The 23285-nt window shown below is 37.2% G+C and carries 26 protein-coding genes and 1 riboswitch; of the genes, 14 read left to right on the forward strand and 12 right to left on the reverse strand.

All coding sequences use genetic code 11. The features are described 5' to 3' along the window. Positions 1 to 458 precede the first annotated feature (458 nt). From NYE73_RS06155 to NYE73_RS06170, 4 genes are read right to left on the reverse strand one after another with little or no spacing between them, the layout of a single operon-like run. Complete coding sequence (locus tag NYE73_RS06155; protein WP_259950936.1) at positions 459 to 845, reverse strand: STAS domain-containing protein; 387 nt, start codon at positions 843 to 845, stop codon at positions 459 to 461. A gap of 38 nt (positions 846 to 883) precedes the next feature. Next, positions 884 to 2581: a methyl-accepting chemotaxis protein gene (locus tag NYE73_RS06160; RefSeq protein WP_259950937.1), complete on the reverse strand. Its 1698-nt coding sequence runs from the start codon at positions 2579 to 2581 to the stop codon at positions 884 to 886. A 27-nt stretch (positions 2582 to 2608) separates the two neighbouring features. Continuing rightward, a complete protein-coding gene (locus NYE73_RS06165) occupies positions 2609 to 3028 on the reverse strand; it encodes an ATP-binding protein (RefSeq protein WP_257961738.1) in 420 nt (139 codons plus the stop codon). Positions 3029 to 3034: 6 nt separating this feature from the next. Beyond that, positions 3035 to 4168 carry a response regulator gene (locus NYE73_RS06170; protein WP_048391278.1) on the reverse strand — a complete coding sequence of 378 codons (1134 nt, stop codon included), beginning with the start codon at positions 4166 to 4168 and terminating at the stop codon, positions 3035 to 3037. Positions 4169 to 4750: 582 nt separating this feature from the next. Here NYE73_RS06170 and glnA point away from each other — a divergent pair. Beyond that, the gene (gene glnA / locus NYE73_RS06175) at positions 4751 to 6085 is read left to right on the forward strand and encodes a type I glutamate--ammonia ligase (RefSeq protein ID WP_048391277.1); all 1335 of its coding nucleotides are present in this window, start codon (positions 4751 to 4753) and stop codon (positions 6083 to 6085) included. 85 nt (positions 6086 to 6170) lie between these two features. Then, positions 6171 to 6365, forward strand: a complete 195-nt coding sequence (locus NYE73_RS06180) for a hypothetical protein (RefSeq protein ID WP_048391275.1) — start codon at positions 6171 to 6173, stop codon at positions 6363 to 6365. Positions 6366 to 6400: 35 nt separating this feature from the next. Here the strand turns inward: NYE73_RS06180 and NYE73_RS06185 are convergent, their stop codons facing one another. Continuing rightward, the gene (locus NYE73_RS06185; RefSeq protein ID WP_112117576.1) at positions 6401 to 6784 is read right to left on the reverse strand and encodes an NUDIX hydrolase; all 384 of its coding nucleotides are present in this window, start codon (positions 6782 to 6784) and stop codon (positions 6401 to 6403) included. Between the two features lie 255 nt (positions 6785 to 7039). Here NYE73_RS06185 and NYE73_RS06190 point away from each other — a divergent pair, with 255 nt between their 5' ends. After that, positions 7040 to 7903 (forward strand): AraC family transcriptional regulator, encoded by an 864-nt coding sequence (locus NYE73_RS06190; protein WP_066036610.1) that lies wholly within the window; start codon positions 7040 to 7042, stop codon positions 7901 to 7903. Between the two features lie 168 nt (positions 7904 to 8071). After that, a complete protein-coding gene (locus tag NYE73_RS06195) occupies positions 8072 to 8575 on the forward strand; it encodes a pyridoxamine 5'-phosphate oxidase family protein (RefSeq protein WP_259950938.1) in 504 nt (167 codons plus the stop codon). 50 nt (positions 8576 to 8625) lie between these two features. Here NYE73_RS06195 and NYE73_RS06200 read toward each other — a convergent pair whose 3' ends face one another. Further along, positions 8626 to 9132 (reverse strand): GNAT family N-acetyltransferase, encoded by a 507-nt coding sequence (locus NYE73_RS06200; protein WP_103117649.1) that lies wholly within the window; start codon positions 9130 to 9132, stop codon positions 8626 to 8628. A gap of 133 nt (positions 9133 to 9265) precedes the next feature. Here NYE73_RS06200 and NYE73_RS06205 point away from each other — a divergent pair, with 133 nt between their 5' ends. Beyond that, complete coding sequence (locus NYE73_RS06205; RefSeq protein ID WP_259950939.1) at positions 9266 to 10036, forward strand: GNAT family N-acetyltransferase; 771 nt, start codon at positions 9266 to 9268, stop codon at positions 10034 to 10036. Between the two features lie 40 nt (positions 10037 to 10076). On the opposite strand, the gene NYE73_RS06210 is transcribed toward NYE73_RS06205, so the two are convergent. Continuing rightward, entirely contained in the window at positions 10077 to 10340 is a 264-nt protein-coding gene (locus NYE73_RS06210; RefSeq protein ID WP_081011051.1) for a Parvovirus coat protein VP1-like protein, read from the reverse strand. 182 nt (positions 10341 to 10522) lie between these two features. Here NYE73_RS06210 and NYE73_RS06215 point away from each other — a divergent pair, with 182 nt between their 5' ends. The 5 genes from NYE73_RS06215 to NYE73_RS06235 all read left to right on the forward strand — a co-directional run bounded on the left by NYE73_RS06215 (position 10523) and on the right by NYE73_RS06235 (position 15441). Continuing rightward, positions 10523 to 11572 carry a DUF418 domain-containing protein gene (locus NYE73_RS06215; protein ID WP_259950940.1) on the forward strand — a complete coding sequence of 350 codons (1050 nt, stop codon included), beginning with the start codon at positions 10523 to 10525 and terminating at the stop codon, positions 11570 to 11572. A 136-nt stretch (positions 11573 to 11708) separates the two neighbouring features. Continuing rightward, positions 11709 to 12365: a hypothetical protein gene (locus NYE73_RS06220; protein WP_103117651.1), complete on the forward strand. Its 657-nt coding sequence runs from the start codon at positions 11709 to 11711 to the stop codon at positions 12363 to 12365. A 23-nt stretch (positions 12366 to 12388) separates the two neighbouring features. Continuing rightward, on the forward strand, positions 12389 to 13642 hold the full coding sequence (locus NYE73_RS06225; RefSeq protein WP_103117652.1) for a glutathionylspermidine synthase family protein: 1254 nt from the start codon (positions 12389 to 12391) through the stop codon (positions 13640 to 13642). Positions 13643 to 14095: 453 nt separating this feature from the next. After that, a complete protein-coding gene (locus tag NYE73_RS06230) occupies positions 14096 to 14602 on the forward strand; it encodes a helix-turn-helix domain-containing protein (RefSeq protein WP_066038258.1) in 507 nt (168 codons plus the stop codon). Further along, positions 14599 to 15441 (forward strand): IS3 family transposase, encoded by an 843-nt coding sequence (locus NYE73_RS06235; RefSeq protein ID WP_066038259.1) that lies wholly within the window; start codon positions 14599 to 14601, stop codon positions 15439 to 15441. The genes NYE73_RS06230 and NYE73_RS06235 overlap by 4 nt, the downstream gene beginning before the upstream one ends. Before the next feature lie 221 nt (positions 15442 to 15662). Here the strand turns inward: NYE73_RS06235 and NYE73_RS06240 are convergent, their stop codons facing one another. Then, entirely contained in the window at positions 15663 to 16136 is a 474-nt protein-coding gene (locus tag NYE73_RS06240) for a YbaK/EbsC family protein (protein WP_054550618.1), read from the reverse strand. Between the two features lie 235 nt (positions 16137 to 16371). Here NYE73_RS06240 and NYE73_RS06245 point away from each other — a divergent pair, with 235 nt between their 5' ends. The 3 genes from NYE73_RS06245 to NYE73_RS06255 all read left to right on the forward strand — a co-directional run bounded on the left by NYE73_RS06245 (position 16372) and on the right by NYE73_RS06255 (position 18423). Then, complete coding sequence (locus NYE73_RS06245; RefSeq protein ID WP_066036617.1) at positions 16372 to 17514, forward strand: PstS family phosphate ABC transporter substrate-binding protein; 1143 nt, start codon at positions 16372 to 16374, stop codon at positions 17512 to 17514. A gap of 30 nt (positions 17515 to 17544) precedes the next feature. Beyond that, positions 17545 to 17641, forward strand: a riboswitch (guanidine-I (ykkC/yxkD leader). Positions 17642 to 17767: 126 nt separating this feature from the next. Beyond that, on the forward strand, positions 17768 to 18109 hold the full coding sequence (locus tag NYE73_RS06250) for a DMT family transporter (RefSeq protein ID WP_259949918.1): 342 nt from the start codon (positions 17768 to 17770) through the stop codon (positions 18107 to 18109). Beyond that, positions 18109 to 18423, forward strand: a complete 315-nt coding sequence (locus NYE73_RS06255) for a DMT family transporter (protein WP_048391256.1) — start codon at positions 18109 to 18111, stop codon at positions 18421 to 18423. The genes NYE73_RS06250 and NYE73_RS06255 overlap by 1 nt, the downstream gene beginning before the upstream one ends. Before the next feature lie 42 nt (positions 18424 to 18465). Here the strand turns inward: NYE73_RS06255 and NYE73_RS06260 are convergent, their stop codons facing one another. From NYE73_RS06260 to NYE73_RS06275, 4 genes are all read right to left on the reverse strand, one after another. Continuing rightward, positions 18466 to 19350: a glycine betaine ABC transporter substrate-binding protein gene (locus tag NYE73_RS06260; protein WP_340815186.1), complete on the reverse strand. Its 885-nt coding sequence runs from the start codon at positions 19348 to 19350 to the stop codon at positions 18466 to 18468. Between the two features lie 84 nt (positions 19351 to 19434). Next, on the reverse strand, positions 19435 to 20289 hold the full coding sequence (locus NYE73_RS06265) for an ABC transporter permease (protein WP_048391252.1): 855 nt from the start codon (positions 20287 to 20289) through the stop codon (positions 19435 to 19437). Next, positions 20282 to 21481 (reverse strand): quaternary amine ABC transporter ATP-binding protein, encoded by a 1200-nt coding sequence (locus NYE73_RS06270; RefSeq protein ID WP_048391251.1) that lies wholly within the window; start codon positions 21479 to 21481, stop codon positions 20282 to 20284. The genes NYE73_RS06265 and NYE73_RS06270 overlap by 8 nt, the downstream gene beginning before the upstream one ends. Before the next feature lie 158 nt (positions 21482 to 21639). Next, the gene (locus NYE73_RS06275) at positions 21640 to 22275 is read right to left on the reverse strand and encodes a TrkA C-terminal domain-containing protein (RefSeq protein WP_048391250.1); all 636 of its coding nucleotides are present in this window, start codon (positions 22273 to 22275) and stop codon (positions 21640 to 21642) included. Between the two features lie 269 nt (positions 22276 to 22544). Here NYE73_RS06275 and NYE73_RS06280 point away from each other — a divergent pair, with 269 nt between their 5' ends. Next, positions 22545 to 23276, forward strand: a complete 732-nt coding sequence (locus tag NYE73_RS06280) for a GTP cyclohydrolase II (RefSeq protein ID WP_048391249.1) — start codon at positions 22545 to 22547, stop codon at positions 23274 to 23276. Positions 23277 to 23285 lie beyond the last annotated feature (9 nt).

The following is a 23285-nucleotide window of genomic DNA, read 5'->3' on the forward strand; positions in this document are numbered from 1 at the left end:
GAGTGCCAGCAGCTTCCTCCGTGTAGGGGCTCACCTGTCTCGTTAATCCACGGGAGTCAAGAAGCCTTCCGCATCAACCCAAAAAATCTCAATCTTTTTAGCAAAGGTTTTCAAATAAAGTAAAGGAGTTCATTACCCTTTATGAAGAGGTGTTGTCACTCATCACTTCTCCACATTGAAAATAAGAGCCTATCCCCTCTAAGAATACAAATAATGGGTAGATTTGATCGCTATGCTACTATGAGGTAAAGACACTTTGTAGAATGGTTGATAGCGTCACTCCTATGGGATTTAGCGGCTCATCGGACGCCCCCCCCTGGAAAGGACGCTGGCGGAACGAAAACCAACCTCTCGCCTTGCAAAGTTACTATTTCTACCGTTGATATCTTCTTTTTTTAACAACATAAAAAGGTGTATTCCGTCTAATAGGAATACACCTTTTATTATGATTATAGAGATTAATAATCGTTAAGTGATAGTTCACCTAGCCAATCTTCTTTAATAATCTTCCTTGCTTGTTCTTCACTTTCGGCAATAGGGAATACTTTATCAACCTGTGAAATAGCGAATAAGTTGCGAATGAAATTATCGACGACAATAATGGCGATTTTCTTATCTTTTACAGACACCTTCTTAGCAAAATTAACGATCATCCCGAATCCAGTACTATCAATATTTGTTACCTTTTGCATATCGATAATGTATCCGTGTTTTGTGTCTAAGCTAAGTGTTTGCAGCTCTGACTTTATTTCTTCAATCATCCCGTATTCTAAATCGCCTGTAAACGCAATCACAATATAATCAGCCTTTGTGTCAATATTCATTGCAATTTTCTTCTGATTCATCCTATAGCGCCTCCATTTTTCTTTTCTTGTTTGGGGATTTATTCAAACTTAAATTTATTCACTTCATTTTGTAATTTATCAGCAATTGATGATAACTCATCTGAGCTTTGTGTAATTTCGGCAACAGTCGCATATTGCTCTTCTGAGGTTGCGGCAATCTCTTCTGTAGCTGCTGCAGCGTCCTCGATGATGCGAGAAATATCTTGAATGGCTTGTTGCACATCTAGGGAGTTGTCGTTAACATGTGTAAATGCCACTTTCATTTGTTCGACACCTTCTTCAGTTTCGACAACTTTCTCCACGATTTCTTTTAAGGCACTTCCGCCTTTATTGATGATCGTTACTTGCTCCTCGACAGCTAGTAAATTACTTTCCATTGTTCGTACGGTCACAGATGTTTCCGCTTGGATATCATTAATAAGATTAGTAATTTGTCCAGCTGCTAAACTTGACTGTTCAGCTAATTGACGAACCTCTGATGCAACGACAGCAAAACCTTTCCCTTGATCACCTGCTCGTGCTGCCTCGATGGCCGCATTGAGTGCTAACAGATTCGTTTGTTCTGCGATGCCAGTGATAACGGTAATAATACCACCAATTTCTTCAGAGCGCTTGCCTAATTTTTGGATAGAATCTGTTGCATAAGACACTGTTTTCGTAACATCACTTAGATGCATAATCGCTTCATTGATAGCTTCTTCTCCTTTACGTGCGATATGAGTGGATTCGATAGCGCTATTTAAAGTGATTTCCGCCTTTTGTAAGCTCTTTGATACTTCCTCAAGCGTTTTTTGCATCATTGAAACTATTCGTTCGGCCTGATCTGATTGAGTGGTAGTACCAACGGCGATTTCATTCATTGTTAGTGCGATCTGATTAGATGCTTCACTTGTTTGATGTGATGATTCTGCCAAAGTGTGTGATGACTTTGCAATTTGATGTGCACTACCAGCCACAATCTTTATCGTCTCTGTTAAATGATTTTTCATACTACTAAATGCGCGTGCTAATTCAGCGATTTCATCTTTGCCTTTAGGGTTTAACAGTTTAACATTTAAATTTAGTTCTGCTAGTTCCTTGGCATTGGTACTTAGAATGTTAATAGGATTAACAATTTGCTTTTGTAAGAACCAACTAATTCCCCCGATCATTACAATGGCGATCACTAAGGAAATCGCTACATTCTCCAGTGCTGATTTTGTGGCAATGCTTATATAAGGAGCGGTAGGGACAGCGGTTGCCCATACGCCGATAACCTCGCCTTGACTATTTATAATCGGATCATAGGCTGCTTGATGCAAACTTCCTAAGACATTGGCAGAACCGATGAAGCGCTTTTTTTCTCCTAGTACAACAGTAGCAACCTCGTCAGAAACCTTTGTATTTAAAGCGCGTTCACCATTATCCACTATATTGGTACTTATACGCGTATCGTTTTGAAAGATGGATACAGCATTCCCGTTTGTGAGTTCTCCAACTTTATCAGCTACCTCAAAGTTTTCTACCATATTGATATCGCCCTTATAGAGTTGGTTGTTTTTAATGGACCATTCACCAGGATATTTAGCGTCTAAATATTCATAGCTCAACTGTATATCTGATAAAAGCTTTGTATCAGCACTTTCTAATAGATTGTTCTTGGCAACAAAAAAATTGACTCCTGCTAAAAGGGAAGTAAGTAAAATAATACAACCAAATATAAGCAGATTCATTTTCTTTCGTATAGATAACTTCATTAAAACGCCCCCAATTTTACGTTTACTTTATAGATGAATCTTTTTGGAAATACCAACTAAAAATTTTGTTTCAGAAATATTTTCGAACCAAATATGGTCGACCATATTTTTGACAAAAAATAAACCGCGTCCACGATCAGCATAATCAAATTTGTCTAAATCGAATTGAAGAACTTTGTCCCAGTCTTTTTCGTCAATGCCTTTTGCTTCGTCAGTGACTGTTATTTTTATCTCTTCGTTTGATTGAGTTACTTGTATTTGAATCTTCTTTTGAGCGGGTGTATTAATTTTTCCCATAGCCTCTACGGCATTGATGACTAGTTCATGAACAACAAATCTTAACTCTCGTTTATAAGGTAGATTATATAACTCTGTATAATTCTCCATTACTTGATCAATAAAGGCTATAGCTTGTGTATCAGGATTTACATTGAGTGTGAATTCCATCTTCAATCACCTACCCTTTAATGTAATTGTTATTGAAACGACTGTGATGTCATCGCTGTAATCATTATCAAATAAATTGTACTTTTGAGAAAACTTTTGTAGTGCATAGCTGTTATCCTGTGAAGCATAGGCGTAGAAAAAGTCCATATCAATTGAATTTTGCTCGTTCAATGTTAATAATCCATCCGTATAAAGAATAATACGATGCCAGCCTGATAAAGGTATTGTTTTTTTATTTATTTGAATAGTAGGGAATAGTCCGAGGATAGGCGTATTCGCTGGGAGGAAGACTGTTTCTCCAAATTTTCCAAATAAAAAACCAGAAGGGTGAGCCGCATTCACATAGTGCAAAGTGCCGTTTTTTGTATCTAGAAGTATGTAGATTGCTGTCATTAAAAAACGGTCCATATCCTCATCAGAAAATAGCTCGTAAATTTGGCGGTTAAGTTCTTGGATTACGGCTACTGGATCAATTAACTTAGTAATCATTCCTTTTAATAATGATCTGATGGACATAGTAACGAGTGATGCAGCTATGCCATGCCCCATTGCATCATACAGAAGAATGGCGGTTAAATGGTCATTAATCTTAAACCAGCAGTACATGTCACCTCCTAGTGTATTGGATGTTACGTAAAGACCATCAACCTGTATTTGCTCAAGATTTAATGGAGGAGATAGTGCATTCTTTTGGAATTTTTTTGCAACAAATAAATCTTTTTGAATCATACTTTCTTGCTGCTTTCGAAGCTTGGCTTCCCTCTGATATTTTAAGGCTACTTGAATTCGAGTCTTAAAATGAGTAAAATCAAACGGCTTTAAAATAAAGTCGAAAATGCCTGCTTCAAAAACCCTATCGATTGTTATGTTTTTTTCGTAGGTAGTAGATAGAAGGATAGGGACATCTATCCAATTTTTAAGTACATGAATGTGCTGACAAATTTCCTCACAATTGCTGAGTGTCATTTTCGTGTCAAGTACGATTAATTCCAGCTCATCTTTCAAAGCTGAATCTACTAAATAGTTCATTGCTGCTTCCGTTGTTGAAAAGCAATAAATATTGGGGATGCTGATACGATGAAAATACTTTTGCAGACGTAGCACATCATTACTTACGCTGCCAATAATTAATACTGACATGCCTACTTAATTCACCGCCTTATGTATCTATAACTAAATATTTCCTGGAAGCCAACATAATGATTTCTAACCATAATTATATACTCCGTATTTACTGATAATATGAATAAATTAAAATTCTAATTTGCTATAAATTTACCAATAAATATCGCATTATACAAGGCTTTTGTGATATAAAGTAAAACTTAATCAATAGGATTTTTGACATCTTGGTTCTTGGATAGGGTTCACGGGCTATCTTTTTAACGATGTTCTTGATATATCTACAATTGATGCATGGGGAAGTAGTGAATGCTTCGTCTCGTCATGATATAGACTGTTTATTTTTAGAATGACGAAGGATTTTTATAAGACTAAAGGCCTTTTGTATAAAATGGTAATTTTGCCCTTTTTTAAAGATGAAAGATCGCTATTTGAGATGGAAATGTGGTAAGAAAAATTAATCTAAAATAAGGATTAATATATTCGATAAAAAGCATGTCATAAAACCTTACATGCATATTGCTTATTCTTCAAATTTAATGTATTTTTAGAGCAGTTATAAAAAACGTGTTAATTAAAATTACATTGGAGTGGTGAAGAATGAAACATTATACCAAAGAAGATATTATACGCCGAGTGAAGGAAGAAAATGTGAAATTTATTCGCCTACAATTTACAGATATCTTAGGGACAATCAAAAATGTGGAAGTTCCTGTCAGTCAATTAGAAAAAGCGCTAGATAATAAAGTTATGTTTGACGGCTCTTCAATCGAAGGTTTTGTGCGTATTGAAGAATCAGATATGTATTTAAAGCCAGATATCAATACCTTTGTGATTTTTCCTTGGACTGCTGAAAAGGGGAAAGTAGCTCGCTTTATATGTGATATTGCAAGACCAGATGGTACACCGTTTGAAGGAGATCCACGCTCCAATTTAAAACGAGTATTGAAGGAAATGGAGGAGCTGGGCTTTACGTCGTTTAATTTAGGGCCAGAGCCTGAATTTTTCCTATTCAAGTTGGATGAAAAAGGGCATCCGACACTGGAATTAAATGATAGTGGAGGCTATTTTGATTTAGCGCCAACTGATTTGGGAGAGAACTGTCGTCGTGATATTGTTTTAGAGCTAGAGGGGATGGGCTTTGAAATTGAAGCGTCTCATCATGAAGTAGCACCAGGCCAGCATGAAATCGACTTTAAGTATGCGAGTGCTATTGAGGCATGTGACAATATCCAAACATTTAAACTGGTGGTAAAAACCATTGCTGCACAGCATGGTCTCCACGCAACATTTATGCCAAAGCCACTATTTGGGGTCAATGGCTCAGGAATGCATTTTAATCTCTCTTTATTTGAAGGTGATAAAAATGCCTTCTATGATGAACATGCAGACTTGCAATTAAGCGCAACCGCACGTAGCTTTATGGCAGGAATTATGAAGCATGTGCATGGCTTTACAGCTATCACGAATCCACTTGTCAATTCCTATAAACGATTAGTACCTGGCTATGAAGCCCCTTGCTATGTAGCATGGTCTGCTCAAAACCGTTCACCATTAATTCGCATTCCAGCAGCACGTGGATTATCTACACGAATTGAATTGCGTTCTGTTGATCCAGCAGCAAACCCTTATTTAGCAATGGCTGTAATTCTAGCATCTGGGCTGGATGGTATACGAAAAGATTTAACACCACCAGCTGCGGTAGACCGTAATATTTATAAAATGACAGCAGCAGATCGGGAGTTGAACGGGATTGATAGTTTACCATCCTCATTAGAATTTGCGCTAATTGAATTAGAGATGGATACCATTGTTCGTGATGCATTGGGGGACCATATTTATGATAAATTTACAGCTGCCAAAGAAATTGAATGGAATAAATATCGCACACGTGTCCATAACTGGGAGCGTGAGGAATATTTAACGATGTACTAAAGGTGTTGGGGCTTTTTTAGCTCCAACTTTTTTATGTGACATGTACTTCTTTTTGCTCTATCATAAGATTAAAGGAGTGTGAACGATGACACAGATAACTCAAGTTGTGACAATTCAAAACAATGATATTGTTCAATTTGAACTTGATATTAACCGTGCTTTAGTAGATTTAAAAGGCTTTTTCATACTTGATATCAAATACAATACGCTCTTTATTGGAGAGCAGACAGTCATCCATTCTGCTTTAATTATTTATCAGCAAAACAATTACACTATTTAACAAGAGGGGTCATGTCGATAAGACGTGACTTTTTTTTATTTAAATAACGATAAGAGAAATACCCGATCTTCTGGAAATGTTAGGGGTAAAAGTGCTACTTCCTCTTTAGATTTCCATGCTATGTCATATATTAATTCATCGGGATCATGTATCATCATTTGTCCACCTGTTAAGATGGTTTGAAAATAGCGAACTTCCACTACTTCATTGTACTTATAATAAATTTCCTTAATAATATCTACTGTATAGCCTGTTTCTTCATAAACTTCTCGTACACAGCAAGTCTTAAAATCTTCCGTGGCCTCTTTTCCACCTGATGGCACAGTCCAAGTTTTCTCTTCATCAACAGTTCCTTGTAAAACCATTAATAACTGATTACTTTCATTCAAACAAATAGCAGCAGCACCTAACCATTTCATCGCAAAGTCCCCCTATATCTTCTCTTATACCGTTTTACCATTTAATAGAAACTATTGTAAATATATTTTAGAAATATTTTGGATGTTTTGATTTTTACTACAATGGAATTTTAGGGAAAAATAGTGAGTGAGATAAGAAATTAAAAGTGGGGAGCTAGTCAAAAAATGCTTTCCATTTAACCTGTCCAAAGTTAGCATAAAAAGACAGGTTATACAGCGATATCTATTTTAAGATGGAATCAAGGAGTGAAAGCAATGAGTTGGATTGAGTCGATACAAAAGGCCATTAATTATATGGAGGAGCATTTATTAGAGGATATTACGATTGAACAGATTGCGCAGGAGGTTAATTCTTCTGTCTTTCACTTTCAGCGAACATTTGCCATTTTGACAGATATGTCTATTGCAGATTATCTGCGACGAAGAAGATTAACATTAGCTGCACAAGAATTGCTGGGTACTGAACAAAAAATAATCGATCTCGCCTACAAATACGGCTATGAAACTCCTGAAGCCTTTACTAAAGCGTTTCGAAAACAGCACCATGTTACGCCTAGTGAAGCAAGAAAGAAGCAAGGACCATTACAATCATATAATCGCCTGGTCATACAGGTAAGCTTGAAGGGAGCGGAACCAATGAAATATAAAATTATTGAAAAAGACAAGTTTCAAATTGTGGGTGTAAAAAGAACATACAACTGTCAAAATGGGGAGAATACAACGGAAATACCTCTATTTTGGCAAGAGGTAAACCAAAGTGGCTTTGATCACCAGCTATACCAATTAAATAATGGCACGGTCAATGGCGTATTAGGTGTTTGTGTACCAAATACTGAACAGGGACAAAAGGGCTTCATTGATTATTGGATTGCTACTGATCATGTAGGAGAAGTAGGGGAAGATCTCTTAACAATGGAAGTACCTGCATCCAAATGGGTTATCTTTGAAGTACATGGACCTATGCCTGATGCAATGCAAAATACGTGGAAACAAATTTATTCTGAGTGGTTCCCATCCAACCCATATGAACCAGCAGGAACAGCAGAGTTAGAGGTTTATCCTGAAGAGGATGCTTATAGCCCTGATTCGTATTCAGAAATTTGGATTCCAATTAAATAACAAGAAAGCCAAGGATGCTATACTAGTGCATCCTTGGCTTTTATTATTCTATTAAAAAAATTTACCCTTTTTTTAGTTTTGTTAAAGATGTAAAATATATATATGTTTAAAATGAACGGTTTAGCGGTGTTTATTAATCGTTACATAATTTCATGAGGGGGTTAAGAAATGATGAGAGGTACGATTCAAAACAAACGTGTTGAAATTTCACAAGAGGATGCACAGCAATACTTAAAGTTGGGAAAAGTTGCGCATGTTGCAACAGTTGATGAGGAAGGTTTTCCTTATGTTATTCCGTTTGTCTATGTATACGAAGGGGAGAACAAACTATACTTGCATATTGGTAATCTTCGAGAAAGTCACTTTTGGTCAAATATCAAACAAAATCCTAAAATTTGTATAGAAGTTTGCGATATGGGTGATTTACATCCAGGCAAAAAATATGCCTGTCAATCCGCACTAGTTTATCAAAGTGTTGTTTTGTTTGGACATATCGAAAGAATTGAAGAGGAAACGAAAAAAGAATGGTTCTTTGATGTGTTACTGGAGAAGTATGGCAAGCCTGAATGGACATTTGAAAGAGAAGGCTATCCGATTATGCCGAAAATTGAACTATTTGAAGTAAAAATAGAAAAGCTGACAGGGAAAATGAATAACCGCATGTATCATTAATCAAAAAGGCTAAGTATTGGTTGAATTCTACCATGCTTAGCCTTTTCTTCTTACGATTTTGTTAAAGTGTAAAGTTGTAGAGTATCATCAGTATTGTGCTTCTCTTGGTAAATGAAATTCAATTTTTTTAAAACCTTGATTGAATTGATATTGGCAGCGTCAACTTCTGCCACAATGGTTTCCATTTTTAAGTGCTTAAAGGCATAATCAATTAAAGCAGTTATAGCTTCTGTTGCATAGCCTTTTCCCCAATATTCCTTGCCCAAATCATAGCCAATCTCTGTTAGAGCATTGTCATAATCAAGCATATTAAAGCCACATGACCCAATGATATGATTGGATGCCTTTTCAAAAATAGAGAAGCGGATTGCCTTGTGTTGCTTAGCTAATTGTTCTAGAAGTTCAATCATTTCCAAGGCTTGCTCTTCTTGTGTAAACTGTGTAATGTTCATATACTTGGTTACATCAGGATCAGACCAAATGGTTAATAAACTTTTAGCATCAGCTTTCTCCATTTTTTGTAACCGCAATCTTTCCGTGTCGATATTTTCAATCAATACTTTTACCTCCAAAATTATGATGATGTTGGATGAAAAATATTGCTATCTGCGCATAATTCAGTCCCTTCATATGGATATAAGTTTATTATAATAGAAATGATACATACTGCAAAATACTGGAGGAAATAGCATGATAAAAGTCTCGGAAGAGCAATATCCTATCATTAAACAATTTATTTCAAGTGCCCCCACATTTGTTTATAGTATACTAGATCGAATGATAGAAGGAGCTGTCTATTCCGATACAGCTGCTTTTCAAACATTATTATTTCACACGAAATCAGGGATATACTATGTATATGGCGATGAAAATAAGACTTCGATTGATCATCAGCTTGCCTATTGTTTGCAACAGGCTATAGAACAACAGAAACGGTTTACCTTATTTTCTTATTCAGAACAGTGGAATTCTAAAATCGAACAATTGTTAAATAACCAGCTGAGAAAGCTAGAACGCTATACATTTACATTTGATGAAAATATTTATAATCATAGAGAGAAGCATGGGAAATGTGATTACGAAGTCAAATTTATTACTGAACCCTTGATTAAAAATTCACTGGAATTTGATCAGACATATTATGAGGAATATTGGGATTCTACCTCTAATTTCTTCAAAAATGGCTTTGGCTTTTGTTTGGTACATAAAGAACAAATCATTAGTGAAGCGGTCTCTATATTTAAATCAAATGAGTATGCAGAAATTGATATTATGACAGATTCGAATTTTAGAGGACAAGGATTAGCAAGTAGCATTGCAGAAACATTTATAGATCATTGTCTTGTCAACCAGCTAAAGCCTTGTTGGGATTGTGACATTTCGAATACAGGATCCATTCACCTAGGCACAAAGCTTGGTTTTACGACACCACAAAAATATGCTATCTATACAAAAAAGTAGCCCACGCGGTTATTAAAAACATCGTGAGCTTTATCTGCTTTTAAAAGAAACGATTTCGTAATTCAAAAACTCGATAGAATAGTCTAGCGTCTCTAGCCATTTTATTTGGAGCGTTCATATGGGGACGGAGGCATTGTTGAAACAATTCATCACAGTATTTTGTGCTACCGTGGCGTTCATAGCATTCATCATGCAGTTTACAGCAAGCATCCACTGCATTTGTAGGCGTACCTGGTCCTGAGCAGCCAGGACCACAGTATCGGTAGCCGGGATAACAAAAACCGAGCTTGCGATTTCTATTCATCTTCTAAACCTCTCTTTTCGATGTTTTTACTATAAAATATGTAATATTTCATCGTAGAAGAGGATAAAAAACTATAAGACTATTCTTTTTGATTTGTAAGGTTCCTGTAAGCTTAAAAATAATTACTTGTAAGGATGGGGAGTTATGCTAGTTATAGCATAAAAGATAAGGAGTTTTTCAACATGAATCCATCCGTTACACAAAAAGAACGAATCATTGCCTTAGATATTATACGAGGATTAGCGTTATTTGGTATTTTATTTATTAATGTAGGTGCCTATCAGCTCTTGATGGAGGGTGCACCAATGCCTGATATGAGTGGAATCAATGGGGTTATTGATTCACTTATTAATATTTTTATAGAAAAGAAATTTTTCTCTATCTTTTCATTCCTATTTGGGGTTGGTTTTTATATTTTTGCTACACGTGCAGAAGCGCGGGGAGATAGACCGAGAATGCGCTTTGCAAGACGCTTATTGGCTCTATTGGTTATAGGTATTATTCATATTTTTATTTTTTGGGGCTCTATCCTAGCCATTTACGCAGTGATTGGTTTTTTATTGTTACCATTTTACTCTGCGAAGGTTTCAACCATTTTTAAATGGTTGTTTACGATTATCACACTGCATATTCTGGCATTATTAGGACAAATGTATGTGCCGTCTAATGCAGTTTCGTCAGCTATATTTGGCTTTTTAGGCAATGATGCCGTAGCCATCTTTATTATGTTTTTAAGTGGATTTTTAGTAGCAAAAGCTGATTGGATTGGGCACATTGGAGCGCATAGTCAAAAAATAAAATGGTTGCTTTATAGTACTTTCCCGTTCTTTATTGGATTCTCATTATGGATTTGGTTTGCCTCACAAGCAGATGACCAACAGCTTCAATCTATCATTGGCTTAGGGGTTGTTCCAACAACCTATTTTTATCTAAGTTGTTTGTTTATTCTATTAGAACATAAAACAATAGCGAAGCTACTTCAGCCAATTGGACGTGTGGGGCAAATGGCCTTTACAAATTATTTAGCGCAAAGCTTTATTGGAACAGCCATCATTTCATTAATGGGGCTAGAAGTAGTTTCACCATCAGATATTGTAGTGATAGCGAGTATTACGTTTATCATTCAAATAATTTTTAGCGTGATTTGGTTTAAGTTCTTTACAATAGGACCATTTGAAAAATTATGGCGATATATGACTTATGGAAAAAAAGTCGTGTCCAAACAATCGTAAAATACTGTAAATCCCAAACAATCCTACTGTTTGGGATTTTTTCTGCTAAAATAAATTGTATGTTTTTGTAAAAAATGAAACCTAAAATAGGAGATAATCGTAAACTAGGTACCAGAAATAAAGGAGCGTTTATAATATGGCTAAGCAAATAAAAAAATATATGGCTGTGACAACGGCATCTTTGATGGCTGTGCAGCTTGCAGCATGTGGAAATAGTGAAACTCAAACAGCAGAAGAATACCCTTTAACTACTTCTAATCAGATCACTGAAGATCAAAATCAAGCAAATACAAGTGATGAAATAGAAAGTGTTTACAATAGTGAAATGGCTGATGCCTGTGATGAATGGCAAGAAGGTGATGATGGTTCCTTTGAATGTATCGATGAAAATTCACCTTACTATGCCCAGCATTTCTTTAATGGTTTGATGTATGCAACGGCTGGAGCCATGATAGGAAGTGCGATATATAAAAGTCGCAATTTAAAAAATGGTACAGATCGGAATGAGCAAAACAATGGTGGCGGCTCAGCAGTGCCACGATCGTCATCAAGCGCTAAGGATGAAAGTAAACAAACAAATGGTATAACAAACAGTACGCAAAATAAGGCTAGTTCAACTTCAGGTAGCTCAACTTCAAGTGGATCAAATTCTTATTCGAGTGGACAACGCTCCTATTCGACGGATAGTTCATCTAAGAGTTCCAATTCCTACTCCAATAGCTCTTCCTCAAGCACAGGAAAATCGGGCTTTGGTTCAGGTGGGGCATCTCGTGGCGGCTCGTCCTCCTCGTAAGGATAGGATAGGGAGTGAAGAACATGATGAATCACACACAGCAACGACAAGCATTTTACTCAAAATTCCCTGACTTCTTTCCTGACTTTGAGGATTTAGAGTACGCATTATATGATGTTTTAGAATTGCCAAAGCAACAAATTGATCAACTTCATTATGCAACACAAATGCTTTGGCGCATCTTTTTAAAAGTCGGGAAACAATTTAAACATTTATCGGTCGATCAGCTCTTAGCCTTAGGTATTCGACCAGAAATGATCCCATATATTCAATTAGATTATTTACAGCAGCAATCAATTCTGGCACGATTTGATTTTATTTGTACAGAGGAGGGCTACATTAAATGTTTAGAGTTAAATGGAGAAACCCCTTTTCTTGTACAAGAAACCTTCAAGATGAATGACGCACTATGTCAGCATTTTGGCTATAAAAATCCCAATGATGTAACAGCCTTACAAAAAGCATTGTCGGGCGCTCTTTTTGCTGCCATTCAATATTTACATAATGTCAAAAAGCCGAAGATTGTCATCACAGGAAAAACAGCGAAAGAGGACTACGAAGAGTATTGCCAGGTACAGTTTATCAAGTCTTGTATTCCTTTTGACATTGAGTATGTGCCCATACAAAAGCTTATTATCTTTTCTAATGACACGTCCGAGGTAGCACAAGGTCTTTATACACCTACAATGGAGAAAATTGATATTTTATTTAGACCCGCACACCCTGTAGAGTTTTTAATAGATGATGTGGCAGCAGATGGTGATCGCATTGGCTTGCATCTTTTAGAGCTTGTCAAAAAACGACAGCTAGCCATTATTAATCCACCTGCTGCCTATGTATTACAATCGAAAATCTTATTATGGTTAATATGGGAGCGGAGAAATGATCCATTGCTCTTTACTTCCGAGGAACGAGCAGCTATTTTGCAATATATGCTTCCTACATACCTTACAGCAGAACCATTTATTCGCGATGATGTACCCTATGTCAAGAAGCCTGTTTATTCTCGTGAGGGAAATACAGTAGAAATTTACGCAGGAAGTGGGCGGAGAGTAAATGCTTCCACATCCAAACACTATGATGATAATTTGTTTATTTACCAACAGTATGTGGAGATGCCTAGCAGAAAAGTGCAGTTAAAAGAAGGATATCGTGCTAAGAAGTGGCTAATTGGCTCATTTGTTGCTGATAATCGTGCATGTGGTTTAAGCTGTCGGGTAGGCAATCAAATTACAGAATGGGATTCACATTGGTTAGCGGTTGGTTACAAGGAATAGCAAATCTATAGTGCTGAAAAACAAAACCACCCATAAAATTTTTTTAGAAGGTGAAAATGGATTGCCGTTGCAGGCTACTTGCTTTCCTGTGGGCGAGCGTCGAACCGCTTCCTTCGCTCCGCTCCGTGCAGGGTTTCGCCTGACTCGCTATCCCACCGGAGTCAAGTAGCCTTCCACTCCAACCTACAGAAGTGTTATCTTTTTAGCAAAGGTTTTCAAATAAAGTGAAGGTGTTCACTTCTTGTCACTCATCACTTCTCCACATTGAAAATAAGAGCTAATCCCCTCTATGAATGCAGATAATGGGCGATTTTATTACTATGCTACTATTAAAAAAGTAAAGACACTTTGCAGAATGGTTGATTGGAGAGGAGCCAGCGTCACTCCTAGGGGATTTAGTGAACTGCACCCAAAATATTGGACTTAAAAAATCTAATATAGGGGGTGCAGTTAGTGATTTCTGATGAACAAAAGTTAGCCGCAGTTCTAGCTTACATTGAAGAAAAGGAAAGTACGTATCAGATTGCCAATAGATTACAGAGGGATCGACAGTACGTTCGATTATGGATTGAATTATATCGATACCATGGCATTGAAGGAATTATTCGTCCTCAAGGGTTCACGAATTACGAAGATTCTTTTAAAATAAAAGTAATTCAACACCTGATAGAGACGGGCGATTCGCTCCTTCAGACTGCTGCGAAGTTTAATATTCCTTCTCGTGAAACCATTCGGAGATGGAAAAAACAGTGGATGTCCAAGGCTGGAAAGGTGCTCTATCAAATAGAAAAGGAGCACCAATCAATGCCAAAAAAACAACCACCTTCGTCTGATTTAAATGAAAAAACAACGGAAGAGTTAAAAGCGGAAATTGAGTATTTACGGATGGAAAATGCCTATTTAAAAAAGTTGAAAGCCTTAGTTCAAGAAAAGGAAGCATTCAAACCGAAGAAAAAATGAGAGCTGTGTATGAGCTAAGGCTGGAATTTCCACTTCAAGCTCTATTAAAAGTGGCAAAAATCAAGAAAAGTACGTATTATTATCATCTTCAAAAATGGGTAAAACCAGATAAATATCAGGCGATCAAAGAACGAATCCAGACACTTTTTCATCACCATAAGGGGCGTTATGGCTATCGTCGTATTTGTCTTGCCCTCCGAAATGAAGGTTTTTTCATCAACCATAAAACGGTACAACGATTGATGCAAGAATTGGGCTTAAAAGGGACGGTACGCCCTAAAAAATACCGTTCGTATAAAGGGACAGTCGGCTATGTCGCAGAGAATGTCATCCAACGTGATTTTGAAGCCACTGCATCCAATCAGAAATGGGTAACCGATGTCACAGAGTTTAAAATAAACGGTCAAAAAATCTATGTATCGGCTGTATTAGATTTATTCAATCGAGAAATCGTTGGATATGAGGTATCAAAATCACCTAATTTTGAGTTAGTTCAACAGTCTTTTAAAAAGGCGTTTACGTATACAAAGTTATCGAAAAAGAGTGGCTTAATCATTCATTCTGATCAAGGATGGTTATATCAAATACCCCGTTTTAAAGCGTTATTGACAACGCATGAAATCAAGCAAAGTATGTCACGGAAAGGAAATTGTTTAGATAATGCCGTAATAGAAAGCTTTTTTGGTATTCTGAAATCAGAATTTCTGTACACAACTACGTTTAAAAACTATGTAGAATTTACAAAAGCATTAGCAGATTATATTTACTATTACAATCATGAGCGGATTAAAAGAAAACTCAACGGAAAAAGTCCCGTTGAGTATCGAAAAGCTTCGTAAAAAAGTTTATATTTTTGGGGTCAGATCATAGCGTCACTGATGAGACCCTGGAGCTAACGTAAGTGAGAGAAGCGGCTCATTGGACGCCCCCTGGAAAGGACGCTGGCGGACGGAAATCAACCCTTACCTTGCCAAAAGGTATTATTTCTCCTAGCGATATTATCTTTTTTCAACAACATGAATTGGCGAGACTTTTAAAAGTATCGCCAATCGTTTGGTCCTTATTCATTCCAGCCTTTACAGACATCAATCCATTCTTTATAGGGAGCATATGTTTCAAGTTCTGAAATGGTTACCTCAATGGCTGAATTACTACTACCGCACGCTGGAAATACTGTAGTAAAACGTTTTAAAGATTCATCTAAATAAATGGCTACGCCCTCATTCACACCAAAAGGGCATACACCTCCGACATCATGGCCGATCATCGTCTCCACATCATCTTTGGATAACATCTTTGCCTTCGTACCAAATACGGATTTATATTTTGCATTATCGATTTTTGCGTCACCAGCAGCCACAATTAAGATCGCTCCATCATTTACAAGAAAAGATAAAGATTTTGCTATGCGCTCTGGCTCACAGCCAAGCGCCTGTGCTGCTAACTCAACTGTTGCGGAGCTTTCTTCTAATTCTTGTATTTTGTGTTCAACATGCCATTGTGCTAAATGGCGACGTACTTTTTCAATTGCCATATGTACACCCTCCTACTTGTATCAATTATGCCCTAGCATAGGTTGTCGAGATTTTTTGAGATTTTCGAAAAGATCCCTTTTCTATAGTTGATATACCACCTTCATACAAAAAGCATTCATTAAATCCAGACAAAATTAATTTTACCATAATTTTCAGAATATATAGTTGTGAATGCTTTATCTTTCGGGTACCATTGGTGTAAGGAGTGTAAAATTACACTAAGGAGGTCTTTGTATGCTTAGATTATTACAAATAGTATCTATATTAATTGGTTTGTCCTTTGTGACATTAATAGTGGCATTCATGATCACATTGAGTGGTGGGCTGCATTTAATTAATTTGGTCTTTACTATACCCATTTGTTTATTTGTCTGGATTGTATGTAGTATGTTTAAATGGACCAACACAAAAAAACGAAGGGGCTTGCTATTTGGTGTCATGGGAATCGCCCTGTTGATTGCAGCCATTAAACCGATTCAACATTATTATAAAATGAGTATTCCCACTGTTGATGCGGAAATTGATGTAACAGTCTATCAGCCATTTGTTCCTGGCAATGAAATAGTGAAAAATAAAGCTTCCTTACAATTGACAGAGTCATTACCACGACTAGATGGTGCAACAGCCATGTACCCTTTATATGCGGCTTTTGTGGAGGCTACTTATCCCAAAGGGGAATATCCTCCATATAATAGTAGAGTTCAAGTAAGTCGTACACCAGAGGCCTATCAAAATTTAATAGCTGGAGATGTTGATTTGATCTTTGTGGCAGCCCCGTCCACCTCACAAGAATGGCAGGCAGAAAAGGAAGGACTTACATTTGATATGACGCCAATTGGTCGAGAGGCATTTGTCTTTTTTGTGCATCGTAAAAATAAAATCGATAATTTAACACTTGAGCAGGTCAAAAAAATATATGCTGGAGAAATAACTAATTGGCGTGAAGTGGGTGGGGAGGATGAGGCCATTCGTGCTTTCCAACGCCCAGCAGATAGTGGAAGCCAAACGACACTAGAAAAGCTGATGGGCAATACGCCAATCATGGAGGCACCCACTGAAGATGTTGCATCAGGAATGGGCGGAATCATTCGTGAAGTGTCGCAATATCGAAATTATAAAAATGCCTTGGGCTTTACGTTTAGATATTATTCTACAGAGATGGTTGGTAACAAAAAGATCAAATTACTATCCATTGATGGAGTAGCACCAACAAAAGAAAATATTCAAAATGGTACATATCCTTTAGTGTCTGAATTTTATGCCATTACAGCAGGAACGGAAAATCAAAATGTACAGAAACTGATTGATTGGATACTTTCTGAGGAAGGGCAGGCAATGGTAGAAAAGGTTGGCTATGTACCAGTGGAAAATCATTGAATAGTTTGCTATACTAAGAGTAATAATCGAATAAAAGTTTTCTAGGGTTCCGTAGCGCTTGCTAGTCTGGTCCGAGAGAAAACCACAAATTGATTTTGTGACACGGAAGGATAAAAGCCTGGGAGATACTGTTTAAAGACAGTTTCTTCAGGCTTTTTTTGTTTGGCTAAAATCAAGTCATTTGGCGAATGCTGAAAAAGTAGTTGGATCATCCAATTATTCGGCCGTGTCTTATAAAATGGAGGGATTTATGATGAATAAACAATGGATCAGCGTCATGATAGCGGCTTGCTTTGAAGTTGGCTGGGTCATTGGGTTAAAGCATGCAACAAGTGTACTAGAATGGATTGGTACAGCAATTGCCATTTTTATTAGTTTTTATTTGCTCATTAAAGCAGGTGAGCATCTACCAGTTGGGACCGTTTATGCAATCTTTGTCGGATTAGGAACAGCTGGTACTGTATGTGCGGATAGCTTGCTATTTGGAGAGCCGTGGAAATTAGCAAAAATCATATGTATTGTTGTGTTACTTGCAGGAGTTGTAGGCTTAAAGCTAGTAACAGGAGAGCCTAAGGAACAAGAGGTGAGTAAATAATGGCATGGATGGCATTAGTTGTTGCAGGGTTATGTGAAATGTTGGGCGTATATATGATTAGTAAATATAATAAGACAAAGAGTATGAAAAATTTAGGACTGTTGATTGGTGCATTCACCTTAAGTTTTGCAGGCCTTGCCTATGCGATGGAAACATTACCAATGGGTACTGCCTATGCGATCTGGACAGGGATTGGTGCAGCTGGAGGAGCGCTGCTAGGTATGCTGTTTTTTAATGAATCTAAGGACTGGCGACGCATCGTTTGTATTGTCCTTGTATTAGGAGCAGCAATCATGTTGAAATTGCTATCATAATTAATCAGGCACTCCTCTTATGCAGGAGTGCCTGTTTTTATATTATTTTTTTACGTCTTTTGTCCATTCAGCCACTTTATCTGGATTAGCATCAACCCATTCTTTCGCAGCATCTTTTGGATCTTTACCATCCATTACTTCTAACATAACACTTTCTAAATCTTCTGCTGTCCAGTGGAAGTTATCGAGTACTGAATATACATCTGGTAAATCTTCTTTTAAGCCTTTACGTACGAATGTATTAATCGTTTCTTCTCCACCATATACACCCTTTGGATCTTCTAAGTATTTAAGATCATATTTCGCAAATTTCCAGTGTGGTGACCAGCCTGTGACAATAATCTCTTCCTTATCTTTCAGTGCTTTTGATAATGCAGTTGTCATCGCACCAGAAGAAGAAGTAATAAAGTTCCAATCTGCTAAATTATCATATTCTTCTAATGCTTTTTCTGTAGCAGCAGTAATGCCCGCACCTGGCTCAATACCAGTGATTGTATGATCTGCTTCATTAGATAAATCTTCAATAGAATTGACATCCATATAGCTTGGTACAACTAAACCGATTTTTGCACCAGCAAGGTTTTCACCTAGCTCATCTAAATCAGCTTTATATTTTTCATATTGTGAAGCATGTGTATGTGGTAGCCAAGCAGCAACCATTCCATCAGCCTCTCCTTTCGAGACAGCCTCCCACATGATCGCATTATCCAAAGGAGTTAATGTTACATCATAACCTAAATCTTCGAGTACCTGCCCAACAACATTCGTTGAGGCAATTTCTGTATCCCGCTCAACATAGGCTAGGTTTACCTCCTTAGAATCACTGTTTTTTCCAGAACTTGAGCCTGAGTCGCCTCCACTACATGCAGCAAGCATGAAGCCTAGACCTAGAGCCATTCCTAACTTTGATAGTGTTTTCAGTTTCATCGAATCTCCCTTTCTCTTCATCATTTTGTATCCAAACTGCCGACATCCACCGGAGGATGGATGGTAGCAAGAAAGATGACATTTCTATAATGCTTTCTTTTTATTGAGGCTTTGTGTTAAACGGTCAATAATGATCGCGAAAATAACTAAGCCTAATCCTGCAACGAAGCCATTCCCAACTTGAGTACGTTGAAGGGCTGTTAATACTTCACGTCCTAGACCAGGAGCCCCAATCATAGAGGCAATAACTACCATAGAAAGTGACAGCATAACGGTTTGGTTAATCCCTGCCATAATGGTTGATTTAGCAAGGGGGATTTCTACTTTAAATAATTTTTGGCTAGCTGTACTACCATAGGAGTCTGCAGCTTCCACTAATTCTTTTGGTACTTGACGAATACCGAGGTTTGTCATACGTACAGTTGGGGGTAAAGCAAAGATAACGGATGCAAAGACACCAGGTACAATACCAATACCAAAAAAGGCAACAGCTGGAATTAAATAGACAAAGCCAGGCATTGTTTGCATGAAATCTAGTATTGGTTTAATAATGTTTTCAGCTACCGTTGATTTTGACATTAAGATACCTAGTGGAATACCGATGATGATGGATATAATACTGGAAAAGATCACAAGCGTGGTTGTTTCCATAAGATGAGTCCATAATCCTTGGTTATAGATAAACAACAAGCCAATTAATGAGAATGCAGCAAGCCCTAACTTTTTGCCTGAAACGAAGAAGGCAAATATCACGACAAGAAGTATAAGAATAATGGCTGGGATACTAATTAATAAATCAGTGACCTGATTCATGAGTAGTTTTCCGAATTGCTGAATAGAGTTAAAGAACGCTGAAAAATTACTCGTCAACCAGTCCATAGCTGATTCTACCCACGGAGCTAGTGGTAATGTTGGAATATTATCTAAAAAGTTATTCATGTGATTCGGCCTCCTCATCGCTAGTTGACAGTGCTTGGATGACAACGCCCCTAATTAGTACACCAAGCAAGCGACCATCTTTCACAACGGCAATAGGAGTAGGAGAATTATAAATCATCCCTAAAATATCCTGTAGTAGCATATCGGGTGGAACAGTTAATACTTCTGATTGCACAATAGAATGGACGGTTTGCTCTTGTTTCTTCGCTGCAGCTAGTGCATCGTCTGCAGTGATATAGCCTTTTAAATGTCTATTTTTATCAACAGCCATTAATAAACTTACAGCCTCTTGACGCATACGCTTTAGTGCCACTTTAGGGCCATCTAGGTCTGTATTGACATAAACTGGACGTACCATGACATTTTCAGCTGTCAATACTTTAGAACGATCCACATCTTCCACGAATGTTTTGACATAATCATTTGCTGGGTTGGTTAATATTTCTTCACCCGTACCAATCTGAATGATAGAGCCATCCTTCATAATGGCAATGCGATCCCCAATGCGTAATGCTTCATTTAAATCATGTGTGATAAATAAAATAGTTTTTTTCAATGTTTGTTGTAGATCGAGTAGCTCATCTTGCATTTCCTTGCGAATCAATGGATCAAGTGCTGAAAATGCTTCATCCATTAGTAATATTTCAGGATCATTAGCAAGGGCTCGTGCTAAACCAACACGCTGCTGCATACCACCTGATAACTGATTTGGATACTGGTCTTTATAAGCGAGTAATCCAGCATTTTCTAAAGCCTGTTCAGCTTTTGCTTGCCGTTCTTCTTTTGAAATACCTCGAATTTCAAGGCCATATTCGGTATTTTGAAGTAATGTACGATGGGGGAATAAACCGAAGTTTTGGAAAACCATGCTCATTTTGTTTCTTCGTACAGACCGTAGACTTTCTTTTCCCATGGTAGAAATATTTTCTCCATCGATATATATATTTCCGCTCGTTGGTTCAATTAGGCGGTTTAAAAGCCGTATAAGCGTAGATTTGCCACTTCCTGACAATCCCATAATAACAAAGATTTCTCCTTCGTTGACAGTAAAGCTTGCATCGTATACTCCAACAGTTGCACCTGTTTCTTTTAAGATATCAGTCTTACTTTTTTGTTGCTTAACGAGTTCTAGTGCTTGGGGAATATGTTTGCCAAACACTTTCGATACGTGTTCTATTTTAATTTTTTCCATAGAAGCACTCCTTTCGTAGATTATTACTATGTGAGGATAATGATACCCAAAAATAAACAAGTAACAACCTTACTGTAGCAAAGAGTTGTTACTTTTGTCAAATCGACAAATAAGAAAAAACCCGCTTAAACGCTGTTATATCAGCGCTTAAACGGATTTTAATTTGGGTATAAAAAGCTTTGAACTCTAGCGAAACTTTCATCATTTCCAACAAAATAAATAATGTCCCCTTCTTCAAATGAGACATAAGGACCAGGGGATAGTAATAATTCATTGCCACGTCGAATACCAACGATAGTACTAGAAGTATTTTGCCAAAAATTTAAAGCTTGTACAGTTTGATGAATGCATGGACTATCAGCTGTCATTTCTAATTGATAGGGGATGAACGGATTGACTGACCGGTAATGCTCTGTGCGGCTAATTAGTTGCTTTGCCTTGTCTTGTAAATTAATCAATTCATGATGTTGCTTTTGAATACTTGTCAAAAGCTCATTTTGTATTTCATGAATCGATTGTACATCATGAAACTGTCTGACGAATTGAGCCGCTTTTTCATACGATTTTATAATTACGCCACTACCTTTTGAAGCTTCAACAATTTCTAAGTCTTGCAAAACGGCAATAGCTCTTCTTGCCGTCTCAGCAGAAACATTATATTGACTGGCAAGAGAGGATCTTGCATATATTTTATCGCCAATGCTGTATTTTCTTTCAACAATCTTGGAGGCGAGATCAATGGCTATTTGTTGATATTTTGGTTGCTTTAGTTGAACATTTTTTTCTAAGTTCATGTTAAACTTCCTTTCGTCATTACAGTACCACAGCTTATTATAGACTAGCCTGCACAGAAAAAATAGCATCTCCATAAGCTAGTAGTATATGATGAAAAAGTAATAATAAAATTATCATCGCTAATAATTATAATTAAAGAGTAATAGCTGTCGATTGACACTTTTTAGTTATTATTATAAACTAAGTTACGTTATGTAAGTGATGTGAAAATACATGTGCTCAGTTGGTGAATTTAGCCAACTGTTTCTATAGAAGGTTGGAGATTAATATGACAATTACAACTAAAGTGATGGACTTAGTAAAAGATAAAATGACGTTAGTAAAGCATACAAATACAGAGAATATTTGCCTAGTTGGACCAGTGAAATTACCTGTAAAACAAGGCGATTTTTCTGCAACTTTTCAATGGTATAACTGGCTTAAAATTGATGCGAATTTAACTAAAGAAGAAATCATTGATGGATTAGCCGCTGCTAATTTAGCATTTTTACAACAATCCTCTGTGCTTGTATATGGTGATTTTACCCATTCAGAAGATGCTTTAATCCGAATGCATAGTATTTGTCACACAGGCGACATATTTGGCAGCCAGCGTTGTGATTGTGGATACCAGTTGCATGAGTCTATGAAAATGATAGTTGAGCATGGCTGTGGTGCGATATTTTATTTAGCTGATCATGAAGGTCGTGGTATTGGACTATTCTCTAAATCTCTTGCTTATTTATTGCAAGAGGAAGGGCTCGATACAGTTGAAGCAAACCATGCACTTGGCTTCCCAGATGATACACGTTCTTATGACGAAGCACTTGCGGTATTAGCTACACTGCGTACCAAACCAGTAACACTTATTACAAATAATCCGAAGAAATTGGCTGCATTACAGGCTCGTGGCATGGCTGCGGAAGGGCATGTTCCTTTATGGGGCGGTTTGACAGAGACGAATCGTTTTTATTTAGAAACGAAAGTTGAAAAATCTGGACATATACGTGAAAAGCAATAGGTGGAGGTT

The sequence above is a fragment of the Lysinibacillus sp. FSL K6-0102 genome (genome assembly GCF_038003545.1).
Taxonomy (GTDB): domain Bacteria; phylum Bacillota; class Bacilli; order Bacillales_A; family Planococcaceae; genus Lysinibacillus; species Lysinibacillus capsici.